We start from the raw sequence: 23,347 nt of genomic DNA, 5'->3' as shown, positions 1-23,347 counted from the left end.
CTGCGATCGCTCAGATCTCTTCGGTCTTTGATCTACACCCCCTTCGGAAGGCAGAGAGTGTCCTCTTCCATCACCACGCCCGAGGGCATCATCAACCCGCCGATTGATGAGCTCCTCGAAGCCACCGACTCGAAGTACAGCCTGGTGATCTACGCGGCCAAGCGTGCCCGCCAGATCAACGCGTACTACTCGCAGCTCGGTGAAGGCCTCCTCGAGTACGTCGGTCCGCTCGTCGACACCCACGTGCACGAGAAGCCGCTCTCGATCGCACTCCGCGAGATCAACGCGGGCCTGCTGACCTCCGAGGCCATCGAGGGCCCCGCGCAGTAACGCAGGAGCACCACGGCACCTTCACTCCAGGCCCGGCGGCCCGTCCGCCGGGCCTGAGGTGTGTCCGGGGCCGGATGAACGCGTTCCGTGCGGTGAGGCAGCATGGAACGCGTACGTTGCCTTACGTTGCCGAGTGCGGGGAGACGCAGTGGACAAGCCGAAGGTCGTCCTGGGGGTCAGCGGGGGCATCGCCGCCTACAAGGCGTGCGAACTGCTGCGCCGGCTGACCGAGTCCGGCCACGACGTACGGGTCGTCCCGACCGCCGCGTCGCTGCACTTCGTGGGGGCCGCCACCTGGTCGGCGCTCTCCGGCCACCCTGTGTCCGACGAGGTCTGGGAGGACGTCCACCAGGTCCCGCACGTGCGGATCGGGCAGGGCGCCGACCTCGTGGTGGTCGCCCCGGCCACCGCGGACATGCTGGCCAAGGCCGCCCACGGGCTGGCCGACGACCTGCTCACCAACACGCTCCTGACCGCCCGCTGTCCGGTGGTCTTCGCCCCCGCGATGCACACCGAGATGTGGGAGCACCCGGCCACCCAGGAGAACGTCGCCACCCTGCGCCGCCGGGGAGCCGTCGTCATCGAGCCCGCCGTCGGGCGGCTCACCGGCGTCGACACCGGCAAGGGCCGGCTCCCCGACCCCGGCGAGATCTTCGAGGTCTGCCGCCGGGTGCTGGCGCGCGGGGTCACCGAGCCCGACCTCGCGGGCCGGCACCTGGTGATCAGCGCCGGCGGCACGCGCGAACCGCTCGACCCGGTGCGCTTCCTGGGCAACCGCTCCTCCGGCAAGCAGGGGTACGCGCTGGCGCGCACCGCCGTGGCCCGGGGGGCGCGGGTCACCCTGATCGAGGCCAACACCGGGCTGCCCGACCCGGCCGGGGCGGATGTCCTCCGCGTCGGCACGGCCGTTCAGCTGCGCGAGGCCGTGCTGAAGGCCGCCCCCGACGCGGACGTCATCGTGATGGCCGCCGCGGTGGCCGACTTCCGCCCTGCCGCGTACGCCTCCGGCAAGATCAAGAAGAAGGACGGCGAGGAGGCGCCCGCCGTCACCCTGGTCCGCAACCCCGACATCCTCGCCGAGGTCTCCGCCGAGCGGGCCCGCCCGGACCAGATCGTCGTCGGATTCGCGGCCGAGACCGACGACGTGCTGGTCAACGGCCGTGCGAAGCTCCGCCGCAAGGGCTGCGACCTCCTTGTGGTCAACGAGGTGGGGGAGCGCAAGACCTTCGGCTCGGAGGAGAACGAAGCGGTCGTCCTGGCCGCCGACGGCCAGGAGACACCGGTGCCGTACGGCCCCAAGGAAGCGCTCGCCGACACGGTCTGGGATCTGGTTTCGGGAAGGTTCCAGCCGATTTCACAATCAACCCTCCGGGCGAGCGAAATCGTCTCATAAGGCCTAAAACGCAGACCGGGAAGGGTGGATTGTCCTACTGCTGACCGGCGTGGCGCCTGTCACGAACCTCCCAAAGGGCGAGACACCTGCCCCGGTCACCGGATGCGACCGATAAACTGGCCGACGGTACGAGCCGAGCGCAGCTCTCGGTCGTACCACCCATGATCAGCCAGCAGCCGCTGCAACCCCAGGGAGCGATGTGTCCCGCCGTCTCTTCACCTCGGAATCTGTCACCGAGGGTCACCCCGACAAGATCGCTGACCAGATCAGCGACACGATTCTCGACGCGCTCCTGCGCGAGGACCCCGCCTCGCGCGTCGCCGTCGAGACCTTGATCACCACCGGTCTGGTGCATGTCGCGGGCGAGGTCACCACCAAGGCCTACGCCGACATCCCCAACCTCGTGCGCAACAAGGTTCTGGAGATCGGTTACGACTCCTCCAAAAAGGGCTTCGACGGTGCTTCCTGCGGCGTCTCGGTGTCGATCGGCGCGCAGTCGCCGGACATCGCACAGGGCGTCGACACCGCGTACGAGAAGCGGGTCGAGGGCGATGAGGACGAGCTCGACAAGCAGGGCGCGGGCGACCAGGGCCTGATGTTCGGCTATGCCTGCGACGAGACCCCGGAGCTGATGCCGCTCCCGATCCACGTCGCGCACCGTCTCTCCCGGCGGCTGTCCGAGGTGCGCAAGAACGGGACCATCCCCTACCTGCGCCCCGACGGCAAGACCCAGGTCACCATCGAGTACGACGGTGACAAGGCGGTCCGGCTGGACACGGTGGTCGTCTCCTCGCAGCACGCCTCCGACATCGACCTGGACTCGCTGCTCGCGCCCGACATCCGCGAGTTCGTCGTCGAGCACGTGCTCGCGCAGCTCGTCGAGGACGGCATCAAGCTGGACACCGAGGGCTACCGCCTCCTGGTCAACCCGACCGGTCGCTTCGAGATCGGCGGCCCGATGGGCGACGCCGGCCTCACCGGCCGCAAGATCATCATCGACACCTACGGCGGCATGGCCCGGCACGGCGGCGGCGCCTTCTCGGGCAAGGACCCGTCCAAGGTCGACCGCTCCGCCGCGTACGCGATGCGCTGGGTCGCCAAGAACGTGGTGGCCGCCGGACTCGCCACGCGCTGCGAGGTCCAGGTCGCCTACGCGATCGGCAAGGCCGAGCCCGTCGGTCTGTTCGTGGAGACCTTCGGCACCGCCGCGGTCGACACCGAGAAGATCGAGAACGCGATCGGCGAGGTCTTCGACCTCCGCCCGGCCGCGATCATCCGGGACCTCGACCTGCTCCGCCCGATCTACGCCCAGACCGCCGCCTACGGCCACTTCGGCCGTGAGCTGCCCGACTTCACCTGGGAGCGCACCGACCGCGTGGACGCCCTGCGCGCCGCCGCCGGTCTGTAGCGAAACCCGCCCGCGTACGACAGCGGGGCGGGCGTCATCGAGTACGACAGCGGGGCCCGGACACCGAACGCGGTGACCGGGCCCCGCTGCCTGCCCCGCCGCTGTCAGTGCCCTCTGGTAGGAATTCAGCTGTGAGCAGCGAGAACGAGCAGTCCGCCGAACCCGGCGCCGGGGCGCCGGAGCAGCTTGCGCTGATCCGGGAGACCGTGCGTCGGGCGAAGGTGCCCCGCGCCAAGCCGCGGACCTGGCGCGGCGCGCCGCTCGCCGAGGAGCTGCCCGTCGCCCGCGTCCTGGTCAACAAGGGCGTCCTCCACCTCGACCAGTCCTTCGACTACGCGGTCCCCGAGGAGCTGGACGCCGACGCACAGCCGGGCGTCCGGGTGCGGGTCCGGTTCGGGGCCGGAGGGCGCAACGTCCAGGGCGGACGGCGCGAGGGCGGCGGGCTGATCGACGGCTTCATCGTCGAGCGCCGCGCCGACTCCGACTATCAGGGGGCGCTGGCCGCCATCGCCTCGGTGGTCTCCCCGGAGCCGGTCCTCGGGCCCGACCTGCTCGCCCTCAGCCGGGCCGTCGCCGACCGGTACGCGGGCAGCCTCGCCGATGTCCTCCAGCTCGCCGTCCCGCCCCGCAACGGCCGTGCCGAGGCCAAGCCCTCCCCGGATCCGCTGCCCCCGCCCCCCGCCCCCGAGCCGGGCACCTGGGAGCGGTACGGCCAGGGCCCGGCCTTCCTGCGCGCGCTGGCCGAGGGCGGCGCGCCGCGCGCGGTGTGGACCGCGCTGCCCGGCCCGCACTGGCCCGCCGAGATCGCCGGGGCCGTCGCCGCGACGCTCTCCTCCGGGCGCGGCGCGCTCGTCGTCGTCCCGGACGGGCGGGCCGCCGGACGGGTCGACCTGGCCCTGACCGAGGCGCTCGGCGCGGGCCGGCACGCCCTGCTGACCGCCGACTCCGGTCCCGAGAGGCGCTACCGCCAGTGGCTCGCCGTGCGCCGGGGCTCGGTGCGGGCGGTCGTGGGGACCAGGGCCGCCATGTTCGCCCCCGTCCAGGACCTCGGCCTGGTCGTCGTCTGGGACGACGGGGACTCCAGCCACAGCGATGACAACGCCCCCTTCCCCCACGTCCGCGAGGTCCTGGAGCTGCGGGCGGCGCAGGGCCGCTGCGGCTTCCTCCTCGGCGGGACCAGCTGCACGGTCGAGGCCGCCCAGCTCGTGGAGAGCGGCTGGGCGCTGCCCCTCCTCGCGGACCGCGAGCGGCTGCGCCGGGCCGCGCCCCTCATCCGTACGGTCGGGGACGGCGAGCTGGCCCGGGACGGCGCCGCCCGGTCCGCCCGGCTGCCCAGCCTTGCCTGGGGGGCCGTCCGCGACGGTCTGCGCAGCGGTCCGGTGCTGGTCCAGGTGCCCCGCCGCGGTTACGCCCCCCGCCTCGCCTGCGAACGCTGCCGGGCGCCGGCCCGCTGCCGGCACTGCGCGGGCCCCCTCCAGGCCCCGGACCAGCAGGATCTGAACTGTGCCTGGTGCGGGCGGGCCGAGCGGGGCTGGCACTGCGCGGAGTGCGGCTCCACCCGGCTGCGGGCCCAGGTCGTCGGCGCCCGCCGCACCGCGGAGGAGTTGGGCCGGGCCTTTCCCGCCGTGCCCGTCCGCACCTCGGGGCGCGACCACATCCTGGACGCGGTGCCCGACACCCCGGCGCTGGTTGTCTCCACCCCCGGCGCCGAGCCCGTCGCCGACGGCGGATACGCGGCGGCCCTGCTCCTGGACGGCTGGGCCATGCTCGGGCGGCCCGATCTGCGCGCGGGGGAGGAGGCGCTGCGCCGGTGGACGGCGGCGGGGGCGCTGGTGCGAGGCCAGGACGAGGGCGGCACGGTGGTGATCGTGGCCGAGCCGACGGAGCGTGCGGTGCAGGCGCTGGTCCGCTGGGACCCGGCGGGATTCGCCCGGCGGGAGCTGGCGGAGCGGGCCGAGCTGGGGTTTCCGCCGGTCTCCCGGATGGCCTCGGCGTCCGGCCCCGCCGAGGCCCTGGCCACGTTCCTCAGGACCGCCGGACTACCGCCGGAGGCCGAGATCCTGGGACCGGTGCCGGTCCCGTCGACCGGGCCCGGCCGGCCCCGCCGGGTCGGGGACGCCCCGCCGGGCGAAACCTGGGAGCGGGTCCTGATCCGGGTGGTCCCGGGACGCGGGGCGGCACTCGCCCGCGCCCTGAAGACGGCGCTCGCGGCCCGCACGGCCAAGGGGGCGGCCGACCCGGTGCGCATCAGGATCGACCCGCCCGACATCGGCTGAGGCCGCGGAGGAGGCCCCTGCGGGGGCCTGGAGGCCTGTGGGCCAGGGCGGCCGGTGGGGCCCGGACAGGGGTCTGCCCCGCCGTGCGACCGGCACGGTGGGGCAGTGGGGCGGCGTGCGTCAGCCGTTGCGGGGACCAGGGAAGGCGCTGGGGCGCAGTTCATCACGGAGCGGCTGGGCCGCCGACGGCGGCTGCGGCGGCATCGAGCGGGCCGCCGGGACCGAGTGCACCGGGGAGCCGGGCCCACCGGCGGAGGAACCGGCCGACCCCGGCCCGACGGAGACCGGGCGCGGCACTGCCGTGGTCTCGCCGCCCGCCTCGGCGGTGGGCGGCGGCGTGGCCCGGCGCGTTCCGTAGCGGCGGTGCACGGCCTGCTTGGTGACGCCGAGGGCGGAGCCCACCGCGTCCCAGGAGAAGCCCAGCGAGCGGTCGAAGTCCACCGCGGCCGTGACCAGGGTCTCGACGCTGTCCCGCAGTTCCTGCGCGAGGCGGACGGTGGGGGCCGGGGCCCTGCCGTAGACGACGAAGCCCGCGGAAGGGCCGGAGCGGCGCGGACGGTAGACGTTGCCCAGCTGGGCGGTGAGGGTGCGCAGCGCGTCCACCTGCCGCCGGACCCGCTCGATGTCCCGCACCAGAAGATGCAGACTGGCCCGCGCTTGGGCGTCGTGCGTTGCGTGGTCGGCCATGAAGAAGCCTCTCGAACCGGCGTTGAAAGGGATCGGGCCGCATCGTGGCGGCCCGCTTCGGTCAATCTCCTTTGACCAACGCCCGAGCCGGGTATGTGGTCACGCTATCGGGGCGTAAGTGCATATGCACCGGGCGTGCGCGGCGCGCGTACGCCCCCTGCGCGGCGCTCGCCCGCAGTGGCCGGGCCGGGGCACGCCCGGACGGAGACCCTAGACTGGTGTGCTGCTCGTCACCGTACGTCCTTGGCCCGAGAGGCAGTCAGCCACCCATGAAGCTCGTCTTCGCCGGCACCCCCGAAGTCGCCGTCCCCGCACTGGACGCCCTGATCGCCTCCGGCCGCCATGAGGTGGCCGCCGTCGTGACCCGTCCGGACGCCCCCGCCGGGCGGGGCCGACGACTCGTCGCGAGCCCGGTGGCCGAGCGGGCGGAGGAGGCCGGGATCGAGGTGCTCAAGCCCGCGAAGCCCCGGGACGAGGAGTTCCTCGCCCGGCTGCGCGAGATCGCCCCGGACTGCTGCCCGGTCGTCGCCTACGGGGCCCTGCTGCCCAAGGTCGCCCTCGACGTGCCCGCCCGGGGCTGGGTCAACCTGCACTTCTCGCTGTTGCCCGCCTGGCGGGGCGCGGCACCGGTCCAGCACGCGGTGATGGCAGGGGACGAGGTGACCGGCGCGTCGACCTTCCTGATCGAGGAGGGCCTGGACTCCGGCCCGGTCTACGGCGTCCTCACCGAGGAGGTCCGTCCCACCGACACCAGCGGCGACCTGCTCACCCGGCTCGCCTTCGCGGGCGCCGGGCTGCTCGCCGCCACCATGGACGGCATCGAGGACGGCACACTGCACGCCGTGCCCCAGCCCCACGACGGCGTCACCCTGGCCCCGAAGATCACCGTCGAGGACGCCCAGGTCCAGTGGTCCGCGCCCGCCCTGCGGGTCGACCGGGTGGTGCGCGGCTGCACCCCGGCGCCCGGCGCCTGGACCCTGTTCCGCGGCGAGCGGCTCAAGCTGATCCAGGCCACGCCGGTCCTGGACCGCACGGACCTGGCCCCCGGCGAGCTGTCGGCCGCCAAGAACAACGTGTACGTGGGCACCGGATCGCATGCGGTCGAGCTGCTCTGGGTCCAGCCGCAGGGCAAGAAGCCGATGAAGGGCGCCGACTGGGCGCGCGGCGTCCGCATCGCCCACGGCGAGCTGCTCGGCCTGTAGAGGGGCGCCCCGAGCGGCAGGGACGGTCCGGGTCCCAGGGCGGCGCCCGAGGGGCCCGGGCTGCCGTTCGGGCGCCCGGGGACGGCGACGTACGCTGGGAGGGTTCGCACCTCTCACCATCAGCGGAGCACCTTTCACGTGAACGACCAGCCGCGTCGCCGTCCCGCCAAGCCCCACCGTCGTCCGCAGAAGGACCCGGTACGTTTCCTCGCCTTCGAGGCGCTCCGGGCCGTCGACGAGCGTGACGCGTACGCCAACCTCGTGCTGCCCCCGCTGCTGAAGAAGGCCCGGGCCAAGGGCGACTTCGACAGCCGGGACGCGGCGCTGGCGACCGAGCTGGTCTACGGGACGCTCCGCCGTCAGGGCACGTACGACGCGATCGTGGCGGCCTGCGTCGACCGGCCGCTGCGCGAGGTCGACCCGCCGGTCCTCGACGTCCTGAACATGGGCGTCCACCAGCTGCTCGGCACCCGTATCCCCACCCACGCGGCCGTCTCCGCCAGTGTGGAGCTGGCCCGCGTGGTGCTGGGGGAGGGGCGCGCGAAGTTCGTCAACGCGGTGCTGCGCAAGGTCACCGCGCACGACCTCGACGGCTGGGTGGAGAAGGTCGCCCCGCCGTACGACGAGGACGCCGAGGAGCATCTGTCCGTCGTGCACTCGCACCCCCGCTGGATCGTCTCCGCCCTCTGGGACGCGCTGGGCGGCGGCCGGGCGGGCATCGAGAACCTTCTCGAAGCCGACAACGAGCGGCCCGAGGTGACGTTGGCCGCCCGCCCCGGCCGCTCCACCACCGACGAGCTGGCGAAGGCGCTGGGCGAGGACAACTTCCTGCCGGGCCGCTGGTCGCCGTACGCGGTCCGGATGGCCGAGGGCGGCGAGCCCGGAGCGCTGGAGGCCGTCCAGGAGGGCCGGGCGGGCGTCCAGGACGAGGGCAGTCAGCTCGTCGCCGCCGCCCTGGCCGCCGCGCCCGTCGAGGGTCGCGACACCCGGTGGCTGGACGGCTGTGCCGGCCCGGGCGGCAAGGCCGCCCTGCTCGCCGCCCTCGCCGCCGGGCGGGGCGCCGCCCTGCTCGCCGCCGAGAAGCAGCCGCACCGCGCCCGGCTGGTCGAGCGGACGCTCGCCGGCAACCCCGGCCCGTATCAGGTGATCACGGCGGACGGCACCCGTCCGCCGTGGCTGCCCGGCACGTTCGACCGGATCCTGATGGATGTTCCCTGCTCCGGCCTGGGCGCGCTGCGGCGTCGCCCCGAGTCCCGCTGGCGGCGTCGGGCCGAAGACCTGGAAGCCTTCGCCCCGCTCCAACGAGGCCTGCTGCGCGAGGCGTTGAAGGCCGTACGGGTCGGCGGCGTGGTCGGCTACGCGACCTGCTCGCCGCATCTCGCGGAGACCCGGGTGGTGGTCGAGGACGTCCTCGGGGGCCGGGGCGGAGAGCCGGTGGAGGCGGAGTGGATCGACGCCCGCCCGCTGATGCCCGGGGTGCCCGCCCTGGGTGAGGGCCCCGACGTCCAGCTGTGGCCGCATCTGCACGGTACGGACGCGATGTACCTGGCGCTGCTGCGACGGACCGGCTGAGCGTCTCGCGCGTGCCTGGGCTGCCGTGCCCGCCTCGCCCGGTCCCGTATCGCCCGGTCCCGCCTCGGGAACGGCAAAGGAACAGCAAAGAGCTGGCAAAATGCCCAGAATGTGCGAACTGTGATGGCCCTGTGAGGCTTCGGAGCGGATCGAGGCGGGGAACCGGCGGGAGACGTGGCAGGCTTGGGTCATGGCGCAGATCAACCCCAGCATCCTGTCCGCCGATTTCGCGCGCCTCGCCGAGGAGGCGAAGGCCGTCGAGGGCGCGGACTGGCTCCACGTCGATGTCATGGACAACCACTTCGTGCCGAATCTGACCCTCGGTGTGCCGATCGTCGAGGCGCTCAGCAGGGCCACGGACATCCCGCTGGACTGTCACCTCATGATCGAGGACGCGGACCGCTGGGCCCCGGGTTACGTGGAGGCGGGGGCCGGCTCCGTCACCTTCCACGCGGAGGCCGCGGCGGCTCCGGTGCGCCTGGCGCGGGAGATCCGGGCGAAGGGGGCGCGCGCCTCCATGGCGCTCAAGCCCGCGACGCCCATCGAGCCGTACGAGGACCTGCTCCCCGAGCTGGACATGCTGCTGATCATGACGGTCGAGCCGGGCTTCGGCGGCCAGGCCTTCCTGGACATCATGCTGCCGAAGATCCGCCGCACCCGGGAGCTGATCAGCAAGCACGGTCTCGAACTGTGGCTCCAGGTCGACGGCGGGGTCTCGGCCACCACCATCGAACGGTGCGCCGAGGCCGGTGCCGACGTCTTCGTGGCGGGCTCCGCGGTCTACGGTGCGCAGGACCCGGCCGCGGCGGTGCGGGCGCTGCGGGCGCAGGCGGACGCGGCCACGGCCGTCGCCCCCTGGGCATGCGGACACTGAACCAAGGGCGGATGTACGCGGTCCGACAGGGCCGATCAAGGATCGCCGGATCTGACAGGATGAACGGCGTATCGGGCGTGTGAACAGCAGTGAGGAGATCGCGGTGTCTGGCATCTCGGCGGGTCGGTCAGCCATGCGGATGGGACCCGCGGAGCTGGTGCAGGCGGCGGCCATGGCCCGCCGGTTCTACCTGGAGGGCAAGTCCAAGATCCAGATCGCCGAGGAGTTCGGCGTGAGCCGCTTCAAGGTGGCCCGGGTCCTGGAGACGGCCCTCGAACGCGATCTCGTACGCATCGAGATCCGGGTACCGGCCGAGCTGGACGCGGAGCGCTCCGACGCCCTGCGGGCCCGTTACGGGCTGCGGCACGCGGTGGTCGTCGAGTCCCCGGCAGAGGGGCAGGAGGACGCCCCCGACCCGGAGAACCTCGGTGAGGTCGCGGCCGACCTCCTGGGCGAACTGGTCGCCGAGGGCGATGTGCTCGGCCTGGCCTGGGGCCGCTCCACCATCCATATGGCGGCCGCCCTCGACCGGCTCCCGCCGTGCACGGTCGTCCAGCTGACCGGCGTGTACGACGCGGGCACCGCCGAGCGCGGTTCGGTCGAAGCGGTCCGCCGCGCGGCGCAGGTCTCCGGCGGCGAGGCGCACCCCATCTACGCCCCGATGCTGCTGCCCGACCCCGCGACGGCCGCCGCGCTGCGGGAGCAGACCGGCATCGCCCGGGCCTTCGAGTACTTCGACAAGGTGACGGTCGCCGCCGTCTCCATCGGCTCCTGGGAGCCGGGCATCTCCACGGTCCACGACATGCTCTCGGACGCCGAGCGCGCCCACTACGCCTCGCTCGGCGTCGCCGCCGAGATGTCCGCGCACCTCTTCGACTCCGACGGTCGCCGGGTCGGCCGTGACCTGGGGGAGCGCTGCATCACCGTGGAGGCGGACCGGCTGCGCCGGATCCCCGAAGTGGTCGCGATCGCGGGCGGTCAGCGCAAGGCGGCGGCGATCGGCGCGGTGCTGCGCTCCGGCCTCGTCACCAGCCTGGTGACGGACACCGCCGCGGCCGACCACCTGCTCAACGAGTCCCCCGCGGGCACCCGTCCGGCACTGGAGCGGGCCGACCCCGACGGGGAGTGACATCGGCAGGAACACACCGAGGGCCGTGCACCGGATGCGGTGCACGACCCTCGTGTGTTCCTGCCCCGCGTTCAGCCGGCCGGCGGGGCCTTGGCCGCGCACGAGGCGGGGACGGAGGCCTCGGTGCGCGCGGGCGGGACGCCCAGCACGGTCTCCTCCAGATACTCCTCGGGCTCCTCGTACTGGCCCACGTCGGCGGGGTTGTAGCGCGGGGTCCGGCGCGACCAGTCCAGGTTGCCGCGCATCCAGCTCCGCATCCCGTCGAGGTAGGGCACCAGCATCCCCGACAGCTCCGGATACAGCTCCAGCAGCTCGTCCTCGGCGGTCAGGAACCGCTCGGTCTCCATCGCCAGGCGCTCCGCGACATGGTCCAGCGCCTGCTGCTCCCCGAAGCCCCGGTGGTGGCGGACCAGGTGGACGAGGTTGTGGATCTCGCCGAGCATCTGCTCCTTCTCGAAGGAGTACACGTCGTTGGCCCAGCACACGTGGTTGCACGCGGCTTCCAGGGCGGTGATGAAGCGGGGGTCGTTGTGGATCGACTCCGGGGCGTCGATGCCCGCCACGATCTCTATGAGGTCCATACAGACGTGGATGGCCCCGGTGTGCCGCCGCTTGGCGATGTACGTGTCCTCCGAGGGCACCACGTCCTCGGCGCGGTTCCCCGCCTCCCAGGTCGTGGCGGTCGTGAGGTAGGTGACCAGGTGCCAGGCGAACCGGGTCCGCCAGTGCGGGGCCGCGTTGGGCATCGTACGTTTCCACAGGTCGGCCAGGGCGGTCACGGCGGCCGGTGGGTTCTCACCCGGCAGTGGCCCGGGGGCGGAGCCGTCGACCACCGCGCGCATCCGGTCGACGACGTCTCTCACCCGTTCGGGTGAACGCCCGAGGTGGCCGTCGTCGAGCTGGTCGTCGACCAGGAAGAGCCAGACGAACCAGTCGGCCACCAGATCGAGGTGTTCCTCGTCGGCCGTCGGGTAGACCATGCCGACGAACGCTCCGAAATCGGCCTGTTCGAATCGGTTTCTCGCGGACTCGCGGTGGACCAGACCCGTCCGTCTGGTCCAGATGTCCAGATGCACACGGGTGTGGGCCACGTGCGGGTTGGTCCGCTCCGGGAACGGGCAGTAGATGTCCGGTAGTTCGCTGTCCACAGGCGGATCGGGATCCTCTCCGGTAAAACGGTGTGCCCAGGGGTGCCGACGAGCCGGATCGACGCTTCGGACACCCCCGAGACCTGCGGGTTTGAAGCTACCTGACCCCTTGTCACCCGGTCCAGGGATGGTGATCACAAATGATTCGAATCCTGTTCGGGTAGGGTCCGTGGGTAAGGCAGGTTCCACTTGCCCGGAGCCCCCGGCCGCCTCTTCGGAGGATCAGACGAACGCGGGGGTCTTTTGTTGTGTCTTCGTGGAAACGACCTGCACCGTTTCGTATGAAAAAATGAGTGTTATGCGTTTTCTTGAGCCGGGTACCGGTCGCTACACAGAGTCCCCCGCGGTTCCGTACGACCTCACGTACGACGACGTCTTCATGGTCCCGGGCCGCTCCGCGGTCGGCTCCCGGCAGGGTGTGGACCTCTCGTCGCCCGACGGAACCGGCACCACCATCCCGCTCGTGGTCGCCAACATGACCGCCATCGCGGGCCGCCGGATGGCCGAAACCATCGCCCGCCGGGGCGGCCTCGTCGTCATCCCCCAGGACATCCCGATCGAGGTCGTCACCGACGTCATCTCCTGGGTCAAGACGCGCCACCTCGTCCTCGACACCCCGATCGAGCTGGCCCCCGGCCAGACCGTCGCCGACGCGCTGTCCCTGCTGCCCAAGCGGGCCCACGGCGCGGGCGTCGTCGTCGACGCCGACCGCCGTCCGGTGGGCGTCGTCACCGACCACGACCTCACGGGCGTCGACCGCTTCACCCAGCTCTCCGAGGTCATGTCCAAGGACCTGGTGCTGCTCGACGCGGACATCGACCCGCGCGACGCCTTCAACAAGCTCGACGGCGCCAACCGCAAGCTCGCCCCCGCGGTCGACGCGCAGGGGCGCCTCGTCGGCATCCTCACCCGCAAGGCCGCACTGCGCGCCACGCTCTACACCCCTGCCACCGACGCCGAGGGCAAGCTGCGCGTCGCGGCCGCCGTCGGCATCAACGGCGACGTGGCCGGCAAGGCCAAGCAGCTCCTGGACGCGGGCGCCGACGTCCTCGTCGTGGACACGGCCCACGGCCACCAGGAGTCCATGATCAGCGCGGTGAGGGCCGTCCGGGCGCTCGACCCTCGGGTGCCGATCGTCGCGGGCAACATCGTCGCCGCCGAGGGCGTGCGCGACCTGATCGAAGCGGGCGCGGACATCATCAAGGTCGGCGTCGGCCCCGGCGCCATGTGCACCACCCGGATGATGACCGGCGTCGGCCGCCCGCAGTTCTCCGCCGTCCTGGAGTGCGCCGCCGAGGCGAAGAAGCACGGCAAGCACGTCTGGGCGGACGGCGGTGTCCGGCACCCGCGCGACGTCGCGATGGCGCTCGCCGCCGGTGCGTCCAACGTGATGATCGGCTCCTGGTTCGCGGGGACGTACGAGTCGCCCGGCGACCTCCAGCAGTCCGCCGACGGCCGCTTCTACAAGGAGTCCTTCGGGATGGCCTCGGCCCGCGCGGTGAAGAACCGCACCTCGGACGAGTCCGCGTACGACCGCGCCCGTAAGGCGCTCTTCGAGGAGGGCATCTCCACCTCGCGGATGTTCCTCGACCCGACACGCCCGGGAGTCGAGGACCTCGTCGACTCGATCATCGCGGGAGTCCGCTCCTCCTGCACCTACGCCGGCGCCGGCTCCCTGGCCGAGTTCGCCGAGAAGGCGGTCGTCGGCGTCCAGAGCGCCGCCGGCTACGCCGAGGGCAAGCCGCTGCACGCCAGCTGGAGTTGATCCCGGATTCACCGCAATGAACCTGCCCCCTCCGGCACTTCGCGCCGGAGGGGGCAGGGCCGCTTCCGGGTTCCCGGAGGTGGTCGAGGGTGCACTTCAACTCTCCTGAATGGTAAGTAATATGAAGCGCACTCAGCTGCCTGCCTCTCTGCGGTAAGGGATCTCATGTCCTTCTTCACTGACCTGGCCCACCAGTACATCGACGGCGAGTGGAGGCCGGGGAAGGGGTCCTGGGACATCATCGACTTCAACCCGTTCGACGGGGAGAAGCTCGCCTCGATCCCGGTCGCCACCGCCGAGGAGGTCGACCAGGCCTACCGCGCCGCCGAGCGCGCCCAGCAGGCGTGGGCGGACACCAACCCGTACAGCAGGCGGACCGTCCTGGAGAAGGCGCTGCGCCTCGTCGAGGAACGCGAGCCGGAGATCAGCGACGCGATCGTCGCCGAACTCGGTGGCACCCGGCTGAAGGCCGCCTTCGAACTGCACCTGGCCAAGGAGTTCCTCCGCGAGGCGATCCAGCTGGCGCTGCGCCCCGCCGGACAGATCCTCCCCTCGCCGACCGAGGGCAAGGAGAACCGCGTCTACCGCGTGCCCGTCGGAGTCGTCGGCGTGATCAGCCCGTTCAACTTCCCCTTCCTGCTCTCCCTCAAGTCCGTCGCCCCCGCACTGGCCCTCGGCAACGCCGTCGTCCTCAAGCCGCACCAGAACACCCCGATCTGCGGCGGCACCCTGCTGGCCAGGATCTTCGAGGACGCGGGCCTGCCCGCCGGGCTGCTGAACGTCGTGATCACCGACATCGCGGAGATCGGCGACACCCTGCTGGAGCACCCCGTGCCGCAGGTCATCTCCTTCACCGGTTCGGACAAGGTCGGCCGCCACGTCGCCACCGTCTGCGCCCGGAACCTCAAGCGCGCCATCCTCGAACTCGGCGGCAACAGCGCCCTGATCGTGCTCGACGACGCGGACGTGGACTACGCCGTCGACGCGGCGGTCTTCAGCCGGTACGTCCACCAGGGGCAGGTCTGCATGGCCGCCAACCGCATCCTGGTCGACCGTGCGGTGGAGGCGGAGTTCACCGAGAAGTTCGTCGCCAAGGTCGCCTCGCTGACCGTCGGCGACCCCGCCGACCCGGCCACCCAGATCGGCCCGCTGATCAACTCCTCGCAGGCCGAGTCCATCTCCAAGCTCGTCGACCAGACCGTGGCGGCCGGGGCGACGGCCCTGCTGCACGGCCACGCCGACGGCAACCTGGTCAGCCCCTCCGTGCTGACCGGCCTCGCCGCCGACTCACCCGTCCTGCACCAGGAGATCTTCGGCCCCGTCGCCCTGCTGGTGCCCTTCGACGGTGAGGACGAGGCCGTCCGCATCGCCAACGACACCCCGTACGGCCTCAGCGGCGCCGTTCACACCGGCAACATCGAGCGCGGGGTGCGGATCGGCCAGCGCATCCACACCGGCATGATCCACATCAACGACGGCACCGTCCACGACGAGCCGATCGTCCCCTTCGGCGGCGAGAAGAGCTCCGGGCTCGGCCGGCTGAACGGCGACTCGATGGTCGAGGCCTTCACCACCCAGAAGTGGATCTCCATCCAGCACGGCCGCTCACAGTTCCCCTTCTGAGCGCCTTCCCGGCCGGTCCCGCCGGGTCCCTCCCGGTCCCGGCCGGGCGGGACCGATCGCGCCGGGCACGCCCGCGACGGCGGCTCATGGTCTACTGCGGGAGGCGGCACGCTCCGCCCTTCCACAAGCCGACCCACCGCAGAGAAGTGAACCGCCCGACGTGCGCCTGAACGACCTCGACGAACGCATCGTCCACGCCCTCGCCGAAGACGCCCGGCGCTCCTACGCCGACATCGGCGCGATCGTCGGCCTCTCCGCCCCCGCCGTGAAACGCCGCGTCGACCGGCTGCGGGCCGAGGGGGCGATCACCGGCTTCACCGTGCGGGTCGATCCGGCGGCGCTCGGCTGGGAGACCGAGGGCTTCATCGAGATCTACTGCAGCCGCAACACCTCCCCCAACGCCATCAAGCAGGGCCTCGCCCGCTACCCGGAGATCGCCTCGGCCTCGACGGTGACCGGGGAGGCGGACGCGGTGGTGCAGGTCTTCGCCGCCGACATGCGCCACTTCGAACAGGTCCTGGAGCGGATCGCGGGAGAGCCGTACGTCGAGCGCACCAAGTCCGTCCTGGTGCTCTCGCCGCTGCTGCGGCGGTATTCGGCGGAGGCTCCGCCGGCCTGAGGCAGTGGCCCAGATCACCCCGCTGACCTGCGGTGACGCTGGACGCAACGATTCGCCGCCGGGGGCCCTTCCCGCGCAATGAATCCACGGTCGACGCGCAACACTCGCGCCTTGTCCGGGCCGATCGGGGCCACGTACCTTCGATATGTCTCCCCACCCCGCCCGCACCCGCCCGAGGTCAGCCATGCCGTCGTTGCGCACCGCCCTGCTCCAGAGCTCCGGACGGCCCGGCGCCGTCGCCGAGAACCTCGAGGCGTTGGACGAGGCCGCTGCACGGGCCGCCGGCGCGGGGGCCCGGCTGCTGGTCTCGCCCGAGCTGTTCCTCACCGGATACGCCATCGGCGACGCGGTCCCCGAACTGGCCGAGAGCGCTGAGGGCCCCGGAGCCGAGGCCGTCGCCCGGATCGCCGTCCGCCACGGTCTCGCGGTCCTCTACGGCTACCCGGAGCGCGACGGGGAGCGGATCTTCAACGCGTCCCAGCTCATCGGACCCGACGGCGGGCGCCTCGCGAACTACCGCAAGACCCACCTGTTCGGCTGCTTCGAGCAGGAGTGGTTCACCCCCGGCGACCAGCAGATCGTCCAGGCCGACCTCGACGGCATCCGGATCGGCCTGCTGATCTGCTATGACGTCGAGTTCCCGGAGAACGTCCGGGCGCACGCCCTGGCCGGCACCGATCTGCTGCTGGTGCCCACCGCGCAGATGCACCCCTTCCAGTTCGTCGCCGAATCCGTCGTCCCCGTACGGGCCTTCGAGAGCCAGATGTACGTGGCGTACGTCAACCGCACCGGCCCGGAAGGCGAGTTCGAGTTCGTCGGCCTCAGCTGTCTGGCCGGCCCCGACGGCACCGTGCGCAGCCGCGCCGGCCGGGGCGAGGAACTCGTGATCGGTGAGGTGGACCCGGAGCTCCTGGCCGCCTCGCGCGAAGCCAACCCCTATCTGCGGGACCGACGCCCCGGTCTGTACGGCTCCCTCGCCTGAGCCCGCCCCGCCTTCACTTCCGTACCGCGCAAGGAGTCCGTACCCCATGACGTCCACGGTGCCCAACGCCGTCCAGCACACCGACGCGACCGCCCCGCCGATCACCATGTTCGGGCCGGACTTCCCGTACGCGTACGACGACTTCCTCGCCCACCCGGCGGGACTCGGGCAGATACCGGCGACCGAGCACGGCCAGGAGGTCGCGGTCATCGGCGGCGGGCTCTCCGGGATCATCGCCGCGTACGAGCTGATGAAGATGGGCCTCAAGCCCGTCGTCTACGAGGCCGACCGGATCGGCGGCCGACTGCGCACCGTCGGCTTCGACGGCTGCGACCCCTCGCTCACCGCCGAGATGGGCGCCATGCGCTTCCCGCCCTCCTCCACGGCGCTCCAGCACTACATCGACCTGGTGGGCCTCCAGACGCAGCCCTTCCCCAACCCGCTCTCCCCGGCCACGCCCTCGACCGTGGTGGACCTCAAGGGCGAGTCGCACTACGCCGAGACCATCGACGACCTGCCGCAGGTCTACCGCGACGTGGCCGAGGCCTGGAGCGCCTGTCTGGAGGAGGGCGCCGACTTCTCCGACATGAACCGGGCGCTGCGCGAGCGCGACGTACCGCGCATCCGGGAGATCTGGTCGCAGCTCGTCGAGCGGCTCGACAACCAGACCTTCTACGGCTTCCTCTGCGACTCCGAGGCGTTCAAGTCGTTCCGCCACCGCGAGATCTTCGGCCAGGTCGGCTTCGGCACCGGCGGCTGGGACACCGACTTCCCCAACTCCATCCTGGAGATCCTGCGCGTCGTCTACACCGAGGCCGACGACCACCACCGCGGCATCGTCGGCGGCAGCCAACAGCTCCCGCTGCGCCTGTGGGACCGGGAACCGCGGAAGATCGTCCACTGGCCGCTGGGCACCTCGTTGTCCTCCCTGCACCAGGGCGAGCCGCGCCCCGCCGTGACCCGGCTGACCCGTACCGCGGGCAACCGCATCACGGTCACCGACGCCACCGGCGACATCCGCACCTTCCGGGCCGCGGTCTTCACCGGCCAGTCCTGGCTGCTGCTCTCCAAGATCGACTGCGACGACGCGCTCTTCCCGATCGACCACTGGACGGCGATGGAGCGCACCCACTACATGGAGTCGTCCAAGCTGTTCGTCCCGGTCGACCGGCCGTTCTGGCTGGACAAGGACGAGAACACCGGCCGCGACACCATGTCGATGACGCTCACCGACCGGATGACCCGGGGGACGTACCTCCTGGACGACGGGCCGGACAAGCCCGCCGTCATCTGCCTCTCCTACACGTGGTGCGACGACAGCCTGAAGTGGCTGCCGCTCTCCCCGAAGGAGCGCATGGAGGTCATGCTCAAGTCGCTCGGCGAGATCTACCCGAACGTCGACGTCCGGAGCCACATCATCGGCAACCCGGTCACCGTCTCCTGGGAGAACGAGCCCTGGTTCATGGGCGCGTTCAAGGCGAACCTGCCCGGTCACTACCGCTACCAGCGGCGGCTGTTCACCCACTTCATGCAGGACGGCCTGCCCGCCGACAAGCGGGGCCTGTTCCTCGCGGGCGACGACATCTCCTGGACGGCCGGCTGGGCCGAGGGCGCCGTGCAGACCGCGCTGAACGCCGTGTGGGGCGTCATGCACCAGTTCGGCGGGGCGACCGACGCGACCAACCCCGGGCCCGGCGACGTCTTCGACGAGATCGCCCCGGTGGAACTCCCCGAGGACTGAGCGGGGACCGGGGACCGGCGCGGGCGTCAGCGGCAGGGGGTGAGCGGAGAACGCCCCGCCAGGCCCACGCTCCCGCGCTCGCCCCCCTTCGGGGTCCGGCGGCGAGCGGCCGGGCGAACGGCAGGTGTCCACCACCGCCAGGACCGGGCCTGTCCGACGTGTGCCCCGCGGACCGCTCGATCTGCGTCATGCGCGGAGCGCCCCGGCCAGAGGTCCGCCGCGCCGCCGACCGGCCGGAGTCCGATCGGAACGGGCGAACGACGGTGCCGGAGAAGGGACTCGGCGGTCGTGGTCCCGGAGCGCCGCCCCCCCCCCCGGATCAGGCCTTCCGGGGCCCCGCACCCGTGTCGCCCGAGCCCTCGTCGCCCGAGCCCTCGTCGTACGTGGAGGTACCGGAGTCCAGCAGCGGTTCCTGCGTCTTGAGATGAGCCGGGGCGAAGGCCCGCAGGACGTGGTAGCCGGTGATCACGACGATCGTGCCGAGCGCGATGCCACCCAGCACGAAGTTGTCGGTGATCTTCAGGCTGACGCCGCCGACGCCGATGATGATGCCCGCCGCGGCCGGGACGAGGTTGAGCGGGTTACGCAGGTCCACCCGGCCGTTGAGCCAGATCTGCGCGCCGAGCAGGCCGATCATCCCGTACAGGATCACGGTGATTCCGCCGAGCACCCCGCCCGGGATGGCCGCGACGACCGCGCCGAACTTGGGGCACAGGCCGAAGAGCAGCGCGAAGCAGGCCGCTGCCCAGTACGCCGCGGTGGAGTAGACGCGGGTCGCGGCCATCACGCCGATGTTCTCGGAGTACGTGGTGTTGGGCGGCCCGCCCACGGCGGTGGAGAGCATCGACGCCGCGCCGTCCGCCGCGATGGCGGTGCCGAGCTTGTCGTCCAGCGAGTCGCCGGTCATCTCGCCCACGGCCTTCACGTGCCCGGCGTTCTCCGCGACCAGCGCGATCACCACGGGAAGCGCCACCAGGATCGCGGACCACTCGAAGCTCGGCGCGTGGAAGGTCGGCAGCCCGATCCAGGCGGCCTCGCCGACGGCGGACAGGTCCAGACGCCAGTGATCGGTGGCGGCGCCACCGCCCAGCGGCGAGTGGATCTTGCCGAACACCAGGTCCAGGACCCAGGACAGCACGTACCCGAAGACCAGGCCCAGGAAGATCGCGATCCGGGAGAGGAAGCCGCGCAGGCAGACCACGGCGAGCCCGGTGAACAGCATCACCGCGAGCGCCGTCCACTGGTCCTGCGGCCAGTACGTGGCGGCGGTCACCGGCGCGAGGTTGAAGCCGATCAGCATCACGACCGCACCCGTCACCACCGGCGGCATCGCCGCGTGAATGATCCGCGCGCCGAACCGCTGGACCGCCAGGCCCACCACGAACAGGGCCACCGCGACCACGAACACCGCACCCGTGATGGTGGCGACATCTCCGCCGCTCGCCCGGATCGTGGCCGCGACGCCGACGAAGGAGAGCGAGCAGCCCAGGTAGCTGGGCACCCGGCCCTTCGTCGCCAGCAGGAAGATCGCGGTCGCGACGCCGGACATCATGATCGCGAGGTTCGGGTCGAGGCCCATCAGGACCGGAGCGACGAACGACGCCCCGAACATCGCCACCACGTGCTGTGCGCCGAGTCCGAACGTACGGGGCCAGGAGAGCCGCTCGTCGGGGCGCACCACCGCCCCGGGCTCCGGTGTCTTCCCGTCGCCGTGCAAGGTCCAGCGCACGCCGAGGCTCATGGTTGCTCCCTGAAGGTCTGCTCGGTGTGCCGGCCGGTCTGCGATCCGGTGTTCGGTGTTCACCTGCGGAAAAGTTCAGCGCCATGGTAGTGGTGCGGCGGGTGGCGGGTGCGCGGAGGTCACCCGCCGCGCGCCCGCCATGCCGCCCCGTACGCCGTTGTCGTATCGAGTTCCGGGCCGCCGCGCCTCGTCCGCGCCGCCCCGTACGCCGATGTCGAACCGCCCGCTCGCCGCCGCCGCACCGCCCCGTCAGCTCCCGGCGGCGCTCTTCGTCGGCGCGCCGCCGCCGACCGCCGGGTCGGTGACCTTGCGGTCGGCCGACCGCAGCACCCCGGCGCCCAGCACCAGGCCGAAGGCCAGCACCGTCACCACGCCGAACGACACCACCAGCGAGGTGGCCTCGGCCAGCGAACCGATCGCGGAGGGGGCGATCAGGCTGGAGGTGTAGGTGATGGTGGCGACGCCCGCGATGGCCTGACTCGGGTTCGGCCCGCTCCGCCCGGCCGCCGCGAAGGCCAGCGGGACCACTACCGCCACACCGAGGCCCAGCAGCGCGAAGCCGCACATCGCGGCCGCGGGGGAGGGGGAGAACACGACCAGCAGCCCGCCCGCGGTGGCCATGAGGCCGCCGGTCCGCACCGTGCGCACCGCGCCGAACCGGTCGACGATCCGGTCCCCGGCGATCCGGGCCAGGGCCATCGTCAGGGTGAACGCCGTGGTGGACGCCGCGGCGAGACCGTCCGAGCTGTCCAGCACGTCCCGCAGGTAGACCGCCGACCAGTCCAGGCTCGCGCCCTCCGCGAACACCGCACAGAACCCGATCGCCCCGATGATCAGGGCCGACTTCGGCGGCAGCGTGAAACGCGGCGGCGGCTCCTCGTCCGGCCGGCTCTGGAGATCGAGGACGCCCCGGCAGGCGATCAGCCCCAGGGTCGTGAGCGCCAGGGCGGCGATGGCGTGATGCAGACGGGCATCGGTGGCGGTGTGCGCGGCGACGGTGCCCGCCGCCGAACCGATCAGCGCGCCGACGCTCCACATGCCGTGCAGCCCCGACATGATCGACTTGTCGAGCCGGTTCTCCACCTCGATGCCCAGGGCGTTCATCGCCACATCGGACATCCCGGCCGTCGCCCCGTAGACGAACAGCGCCGCGCACAGCGTGACCAGGCTCGGCGCCAGCGCGGGCAGGATCAGCGCCAGCGTCCACAGCGCCAGCAGCCCCCGCAGGGCGGTCCGCGCGCCGAACCGGTGGCTGATCCGGCCGGCGAGCGGCATCGCGATCGACGCGCCGATCGCCGGGAAGGCCAGCGCCAGACCGAGCTGTCCCGCGCTCACTCCGGCGTGATCCTGGATCCACGGCACCCGGGTCGCGAAACTGCCGGTCACCGCCCCGTGGACGGTGAAGACCGCGGCGATGGCGATCCGCGCCCGCTTCACCTGCTCCGTGCTGTAGACCGTGACGGTCGAGTCGTTCGTCATGCCGTCGTGTCCCTCCCCTGGGAATTCTCGGATGCCGGTGGTCCCGGCGCTCCCGTGCGACGATGCGGGCCGTAAACTATCAGGAACCCTGCCTGATAAATAGTCGTTACTTCGCGGCCCCGGGAAACGGCGGGGCGGCGATCTGGAAGGATCCCGGTATGCCCGCATCACCCAGCACGGCTCGGGCCATCAACGACCGGCTCGCCCTGCGGCTGCTCCAGCAGGACGGCCCGCTGACGGCCACCCAGCTCAAGATATTGACCGGGCTCTCCCGCCCGACCGTCGCCGATCTCGTCGAACGGCTTCAGGGGGCCGGGCTGATCCAGGTCGTGGGCGAGTCCGGGGCCGTCCGCCGCGGGCCCAACGCCCGGCTGTACGGGATCGTCGCCGACCGGGCCCACCTCGCGGCGCTCGACGTGCGGCTCGGAAGCGTCAGCGTGGTCGTCACCGACCTGTTGGGGGCCACGCTCGCCGAGGGCTCCCTGCCCATCGGCAGCGACACCGGCACCGAACCGGCTGTCGAGCGGGCCGCCGCCCTTCTGGAGCGCACCGCCCGCGCGGCCGGATCCGTCCCCCTGCACAGCGTCGGCGTCGGGGCGCCGGGGCTGATCGACCCCGTCACTGGCGAACTGCGCGACAGCACCGGCCTGCCGGCCTGGCACCGGGGCCTGGTCCGGGAGCTCCAGCGGCGGCTTCCCGCCACCGTCCTGGTGGAGAACGAGACCAATCTCGCGGCCGTCGCGGAACACCGGGCGGGCGCCGCCCGCGACCGGGAGACCTTCGTCCTGCTCTGGCTCGGCCAGGGCATCGGGGCCGCTGTCATGCTGGACGGCAAGCTGCGTCAGGGGGCGTCCGGCGGCGCGGGGGAGATCGGTTTCCTCCCCGTCCCCGGAGTGAGCGGGCTGCCCTCGGCGGTCAACTGCGAAGGCGGCTTCCACTCGCTGGCCGGGTCCGCCGCCCTGTGCGAACTCGCCGTCGCGCACGGCCTCGTGGACCCTGGCGCGGTGACCGACGGCCGGGAGGAGGCGGCGGCCGTGGACGCGGTGCGGACCGCCCTGGGGGCGGGGGAGGCGGGCGAGCCCTTCCTGAAGGAGCTGGCGGACCGCCTCGCCCTCGGTGCCGCCGCCGTCGTCTCGGTGCTCGACCCCGGCTGCGTCCTGCTCGCGGGGGCCGTCGGCCATGCGGGCGGCGGTGCGCTCGCCGCCCGGGTCGAGGAGCGGCTTGCCACGATGTCACCCCTGCGCACCGAGGTGCGTGCCGGTTCGCTGGGCGACGGGGCCGTGCTGCGCGGTGCGCTGATCACCGCCCGGGACGCGGCGCAGGACGCGCTGTTCGCCCCGGAGGGCTGACCGGCCGGCCCGAGATCCGCGCGCGGCCG

The 23,347-nt window shown here is 72.3% G+C and carries 18 protein-coding genes; 14 read left to right on the top strand and 4 right to left on the bottom strand.

What is annotated here, in order from left to right:
- Positions 1 to 57 precede the first annotated feature (57 nt).
- From rpoZ to ACZ60Q_RS29860, 4 genes are all read left to right on the top strand, one after another.
- The gene (gene rpoZ / locus ACZ60Q_RS29875; RefSeq protein WP_003970369.1) at positions 58 to 330 is read left to right on the top strand and encodes a DNA-directed RNA polymerase subunit omega; all 273 of its coding nucleotides are present in this window, start codon (positions 58 to 60) and stop codon (positions 328 to 330) included.
- Between the two features lie 148 nt (positions 331 to 478).
- Positions 479 to 1,723, top strand: a complete 1,245-nt coding sequence (gene coaBC, locus ACZ60Q_RS29870) for a bifunctional phosphopantothenoylcysteine decarboxylase/phosphopantothenate--cysteine ligase CoaBC (RefSeq protein ID WP_469640686.1) — start codon at positions 479 to 481, stop codon at positions 1,721 to 1,723.
- 199 nt (positions 1,724 to 1,922) lie between these two features.
- Positions 1,923 to 3,131, top strand: coding sequence for a methionine adenosyltransferase (metK, locus tag ACZ60Q_RS29865; RefSeq protein ID WP_469640685.1), 1,209 nt, complete (start codon positions 1,923 to 1,925; stop codon positions 3,129 to 3,131).
- A gap of 131 nt (positions 3,132 to 3,262) precedes the next feature.
- A complete protein-coding gene (locus ACZ60Q_RS29860; RefSeq protein WP_469640684.1) occupies positions 3,263 to 5,407 on the top strand; it encodes a primosomal protein N' in 2,145 nt (714 codons plus the stop codon).
- Between the two features lie 120 nt (positions 5,408 to 5,527).
- On the opposite strand, the gene ACZ60Q_RS29855 is transcribed toward ACZ60Q_RS29860, so the two are convergent.
- Positions 5,528 to 6,094 carry a hypothetical protein gene (locus ACZ60Q_RS29855; RefSeq protein WP_469640683.1) on the bottom strand — a complete coding sequence of 189 codons (567 nt, stop codon included), beginning with the start codon at positions 6,092 to 6,094 and terminating at the stop codon, positions 5,528 to 5,530.
- Positions 6,095 to 6,363: 269 nt separating this feature from the next.
- Here ACZ60Q_RS29855 and fmt point away from each other — a divergent pair, with 269 nt between their 5' ends.
- The 4 genes from fmt to ACZ60Q_RS29835 all read left to right on the top strand — a co-directional run bounded on the left by fmt (position 6,364) and on the right by ACZ60Q_RS29835 (position 10,871).
- Positions 6,364 to 7,296, top strand: a complete 933-nt coding sequence (gene fmt, locus ACZ60Q_RS29850) for a methionyl-tRNA formyltransferase (RefSeq protein WP_469640682.1) — start codon at positions 6,364 to 6,366, stop codon at positions 7,294 to 7,296.
- A gap of 138 nt (positions 7,297 to 7,434) precedes the next feature.
- Positions 7,435 to 8,868 carry an RsmB/NOP family class I SAM-dependent RNA methyltransferase gene (locus ACZ60Q_RS29845; RefSeq protein WP_469640681.1) on the top strand — a complete coding sequence of 478 codons (1,434 nt, stop codon included), beginning with the start codon at positions 7,435 to 7,437 and terminating at the stop codon, positions 8,866 to 8,868.
- Between the two features lie 190 nt (positions 8,869 to 9,058).
- Entirely contained in the window at positions 9,059 to 9,742 is a 684-nt protein-coding gene (gene rpe / locus ACZ60Q_RS29840; RefSeq protein ID WP_469640680.1) for a ribulose-phosphate 3-epimerase, read from the top strand.
- A 133-nt stretch (positions 9,743 to 9,875) separates the two neighbouring features.
- Complete coding sequence (locus ACZ60Q_RS29835) at positions 9,876 to 10,871, top strand: sugar-binding transcriptional regulator (RefSeq protein WP_469640753.1); 996 nt, start codon at positions 9,876 to 9,878, stop codon at positions 10,869 to 10,871.
- Between the two features lie 71 nt (positions 10,872 to 10,942).
- On the opposite strand, the gene ACZ60Q_RS29830 is transcribed toward ACZ60Q_RS29835, so the two are convergent.
- On the bottom strand, positions 10,943 to 12,019 hold the full coding sequence (locus ACZ60Q_RS29830) for a terpene synthase family protein (RefSeq protein WP_469640679.1): 1,077 nt from the start codon (positions 12,017 to 12,019) through the stop codon (positions 10,943 to 10,945).
- 298 nt (positions 12,020 to 12,317) lie between these two features.
- Between ACZ60Q_RS29830 and ACZ60Q_RS29825 the strand changes: the two genes are divergently transcribed.
- The 5 genes from ACZ60Q_RS29825 to ACZ60Q_RS29805 all read left to right on the top strand — a co-directional run bounded on the left by ACZ60Q_RS29825 (position 12,318) and on the right by ACZ60Q_RS29805 (position 18,749).
- Positions 12,318 to 13,784 carry a GuaB1 family IMP dehydrogenase-related protein gene (locus tag ACZ60Q_RS29825; protein ID WP_469640678.1) on the top strand — a complete coding sequence of 489 codons (1,467 nt, stop codon included), beginning with the start codon at positions 12,318 to 12,320 and terminating at the stop codon, positions 13,782 to 13,784.
- A 165-nt stretch (positions 13,785 to 13,949) separates the two neighbouring features.
- Positions 13,950 to 15,407: an aldehyde dehydrogenase family protein gene (locus ACZ60Q_RS29820; RefSeq protein ID WP_469640677.1), complete on the top strand. Its 1,458-nt coding sequence runs from the start codon at positions 13,950 to 13,952 to the stop codon at positions 15,405 to 15,407.
- A 160-nt stretch (positions 15,408 to 15,567) separates the two neighbouring features.
- Positions 15,568 to 16,026, top strand: a complete 459-nt coding sequence (locus tag ACZ60Q_RS29815) for an Lrp/AsnC family transcriptional regulator (RefSeq protein WP_469640675.1) — start codon at positions 15,568 to 15,570, stop codon at positions 16,024 to 16,026.
- Between the two features lie 184 nt (positions 16,027 to 16,210).
- Positions 16,211 to 17,008 (top strand): carbon-nitrogen hydrolase family protein, encoded by a 798-nt coding sequence (locus ACZ60Q_RS29810; RefSeq protein ID WP_469640673.1) that lies wholly within the window; start codon positions 16,211 to 16,213, stop codon positions 17,006 to 17,008.
- A gap of 46 nt (positions 17,009 to 17,054) precedes the next feature.
- Positions 17,055 to 18,749, top strand: a complete 1,695-nt coding sequence (locus ACZ60Q_RS29805) for a flavin monoamine oxidase family protein (protein WP_469640672.1) — start codon at positions 17,055 to 17,057, stop codon at positions 18,747 to 18,749.
- Positions 18,750 to 19,068: 319 nt separating this feature from the next.
- On the opposite strand, the gene ACZ60Q_RS29800 is transcribed toward ACZ60Q_RS29805, so the two are convergent.
- Positions 19,069 to 20,490, bottom strand: a complete 1,422-nt coding sequence (locus ACZ60Q_RS29800) for a uracil-xanthine permease family protein (RefSeq protein WP_469640671.1) — start codon at positions 20,488 to 20,490, stop codon at positions 19,069 to 19,071.
- A 249-nt stretch (positions 20,491 to 20,739) separates the two neighbouring features.
- Entirely contained in the window at positions 20,740 to 21,969 is a 1,230-nt protein-coding gene (locus ACZ60Q_RS29795; protein WP_469640669.1) for an MFS transporter, read from the bottom strand.
- A 158-nt stretch (positions 21,970 to 22,127) separates the two neighbouring features.
- Here ACZ60Q_RS29795 and ACZ60Q_RS29790 point away from each other — a divergent pair, with 158 nt between their 5' ends.
- Positions 22,128 to 23,318 (top strand): ROK family protein, encoded by a 1,191-nt coding sequence (locus tag ACZ60Q_RS29790; protein WP_469640667.1) that lies wholly within the window; start codon positions 22,128 to 22,130, stop codon positions 23,316 to 23,318.
- Positions 23,319 to 23,347: the final 29 nt, after the last annotated feature.

It is taken from the genome of Streptomyces sp. NPDC104313 (assembly GCF_055583985.1).
The sequence above is the reverse complement of the archived record's forward strand: the minus strand, read 5'-3'. Positions and strand labels throughout refer to the sequence as shown.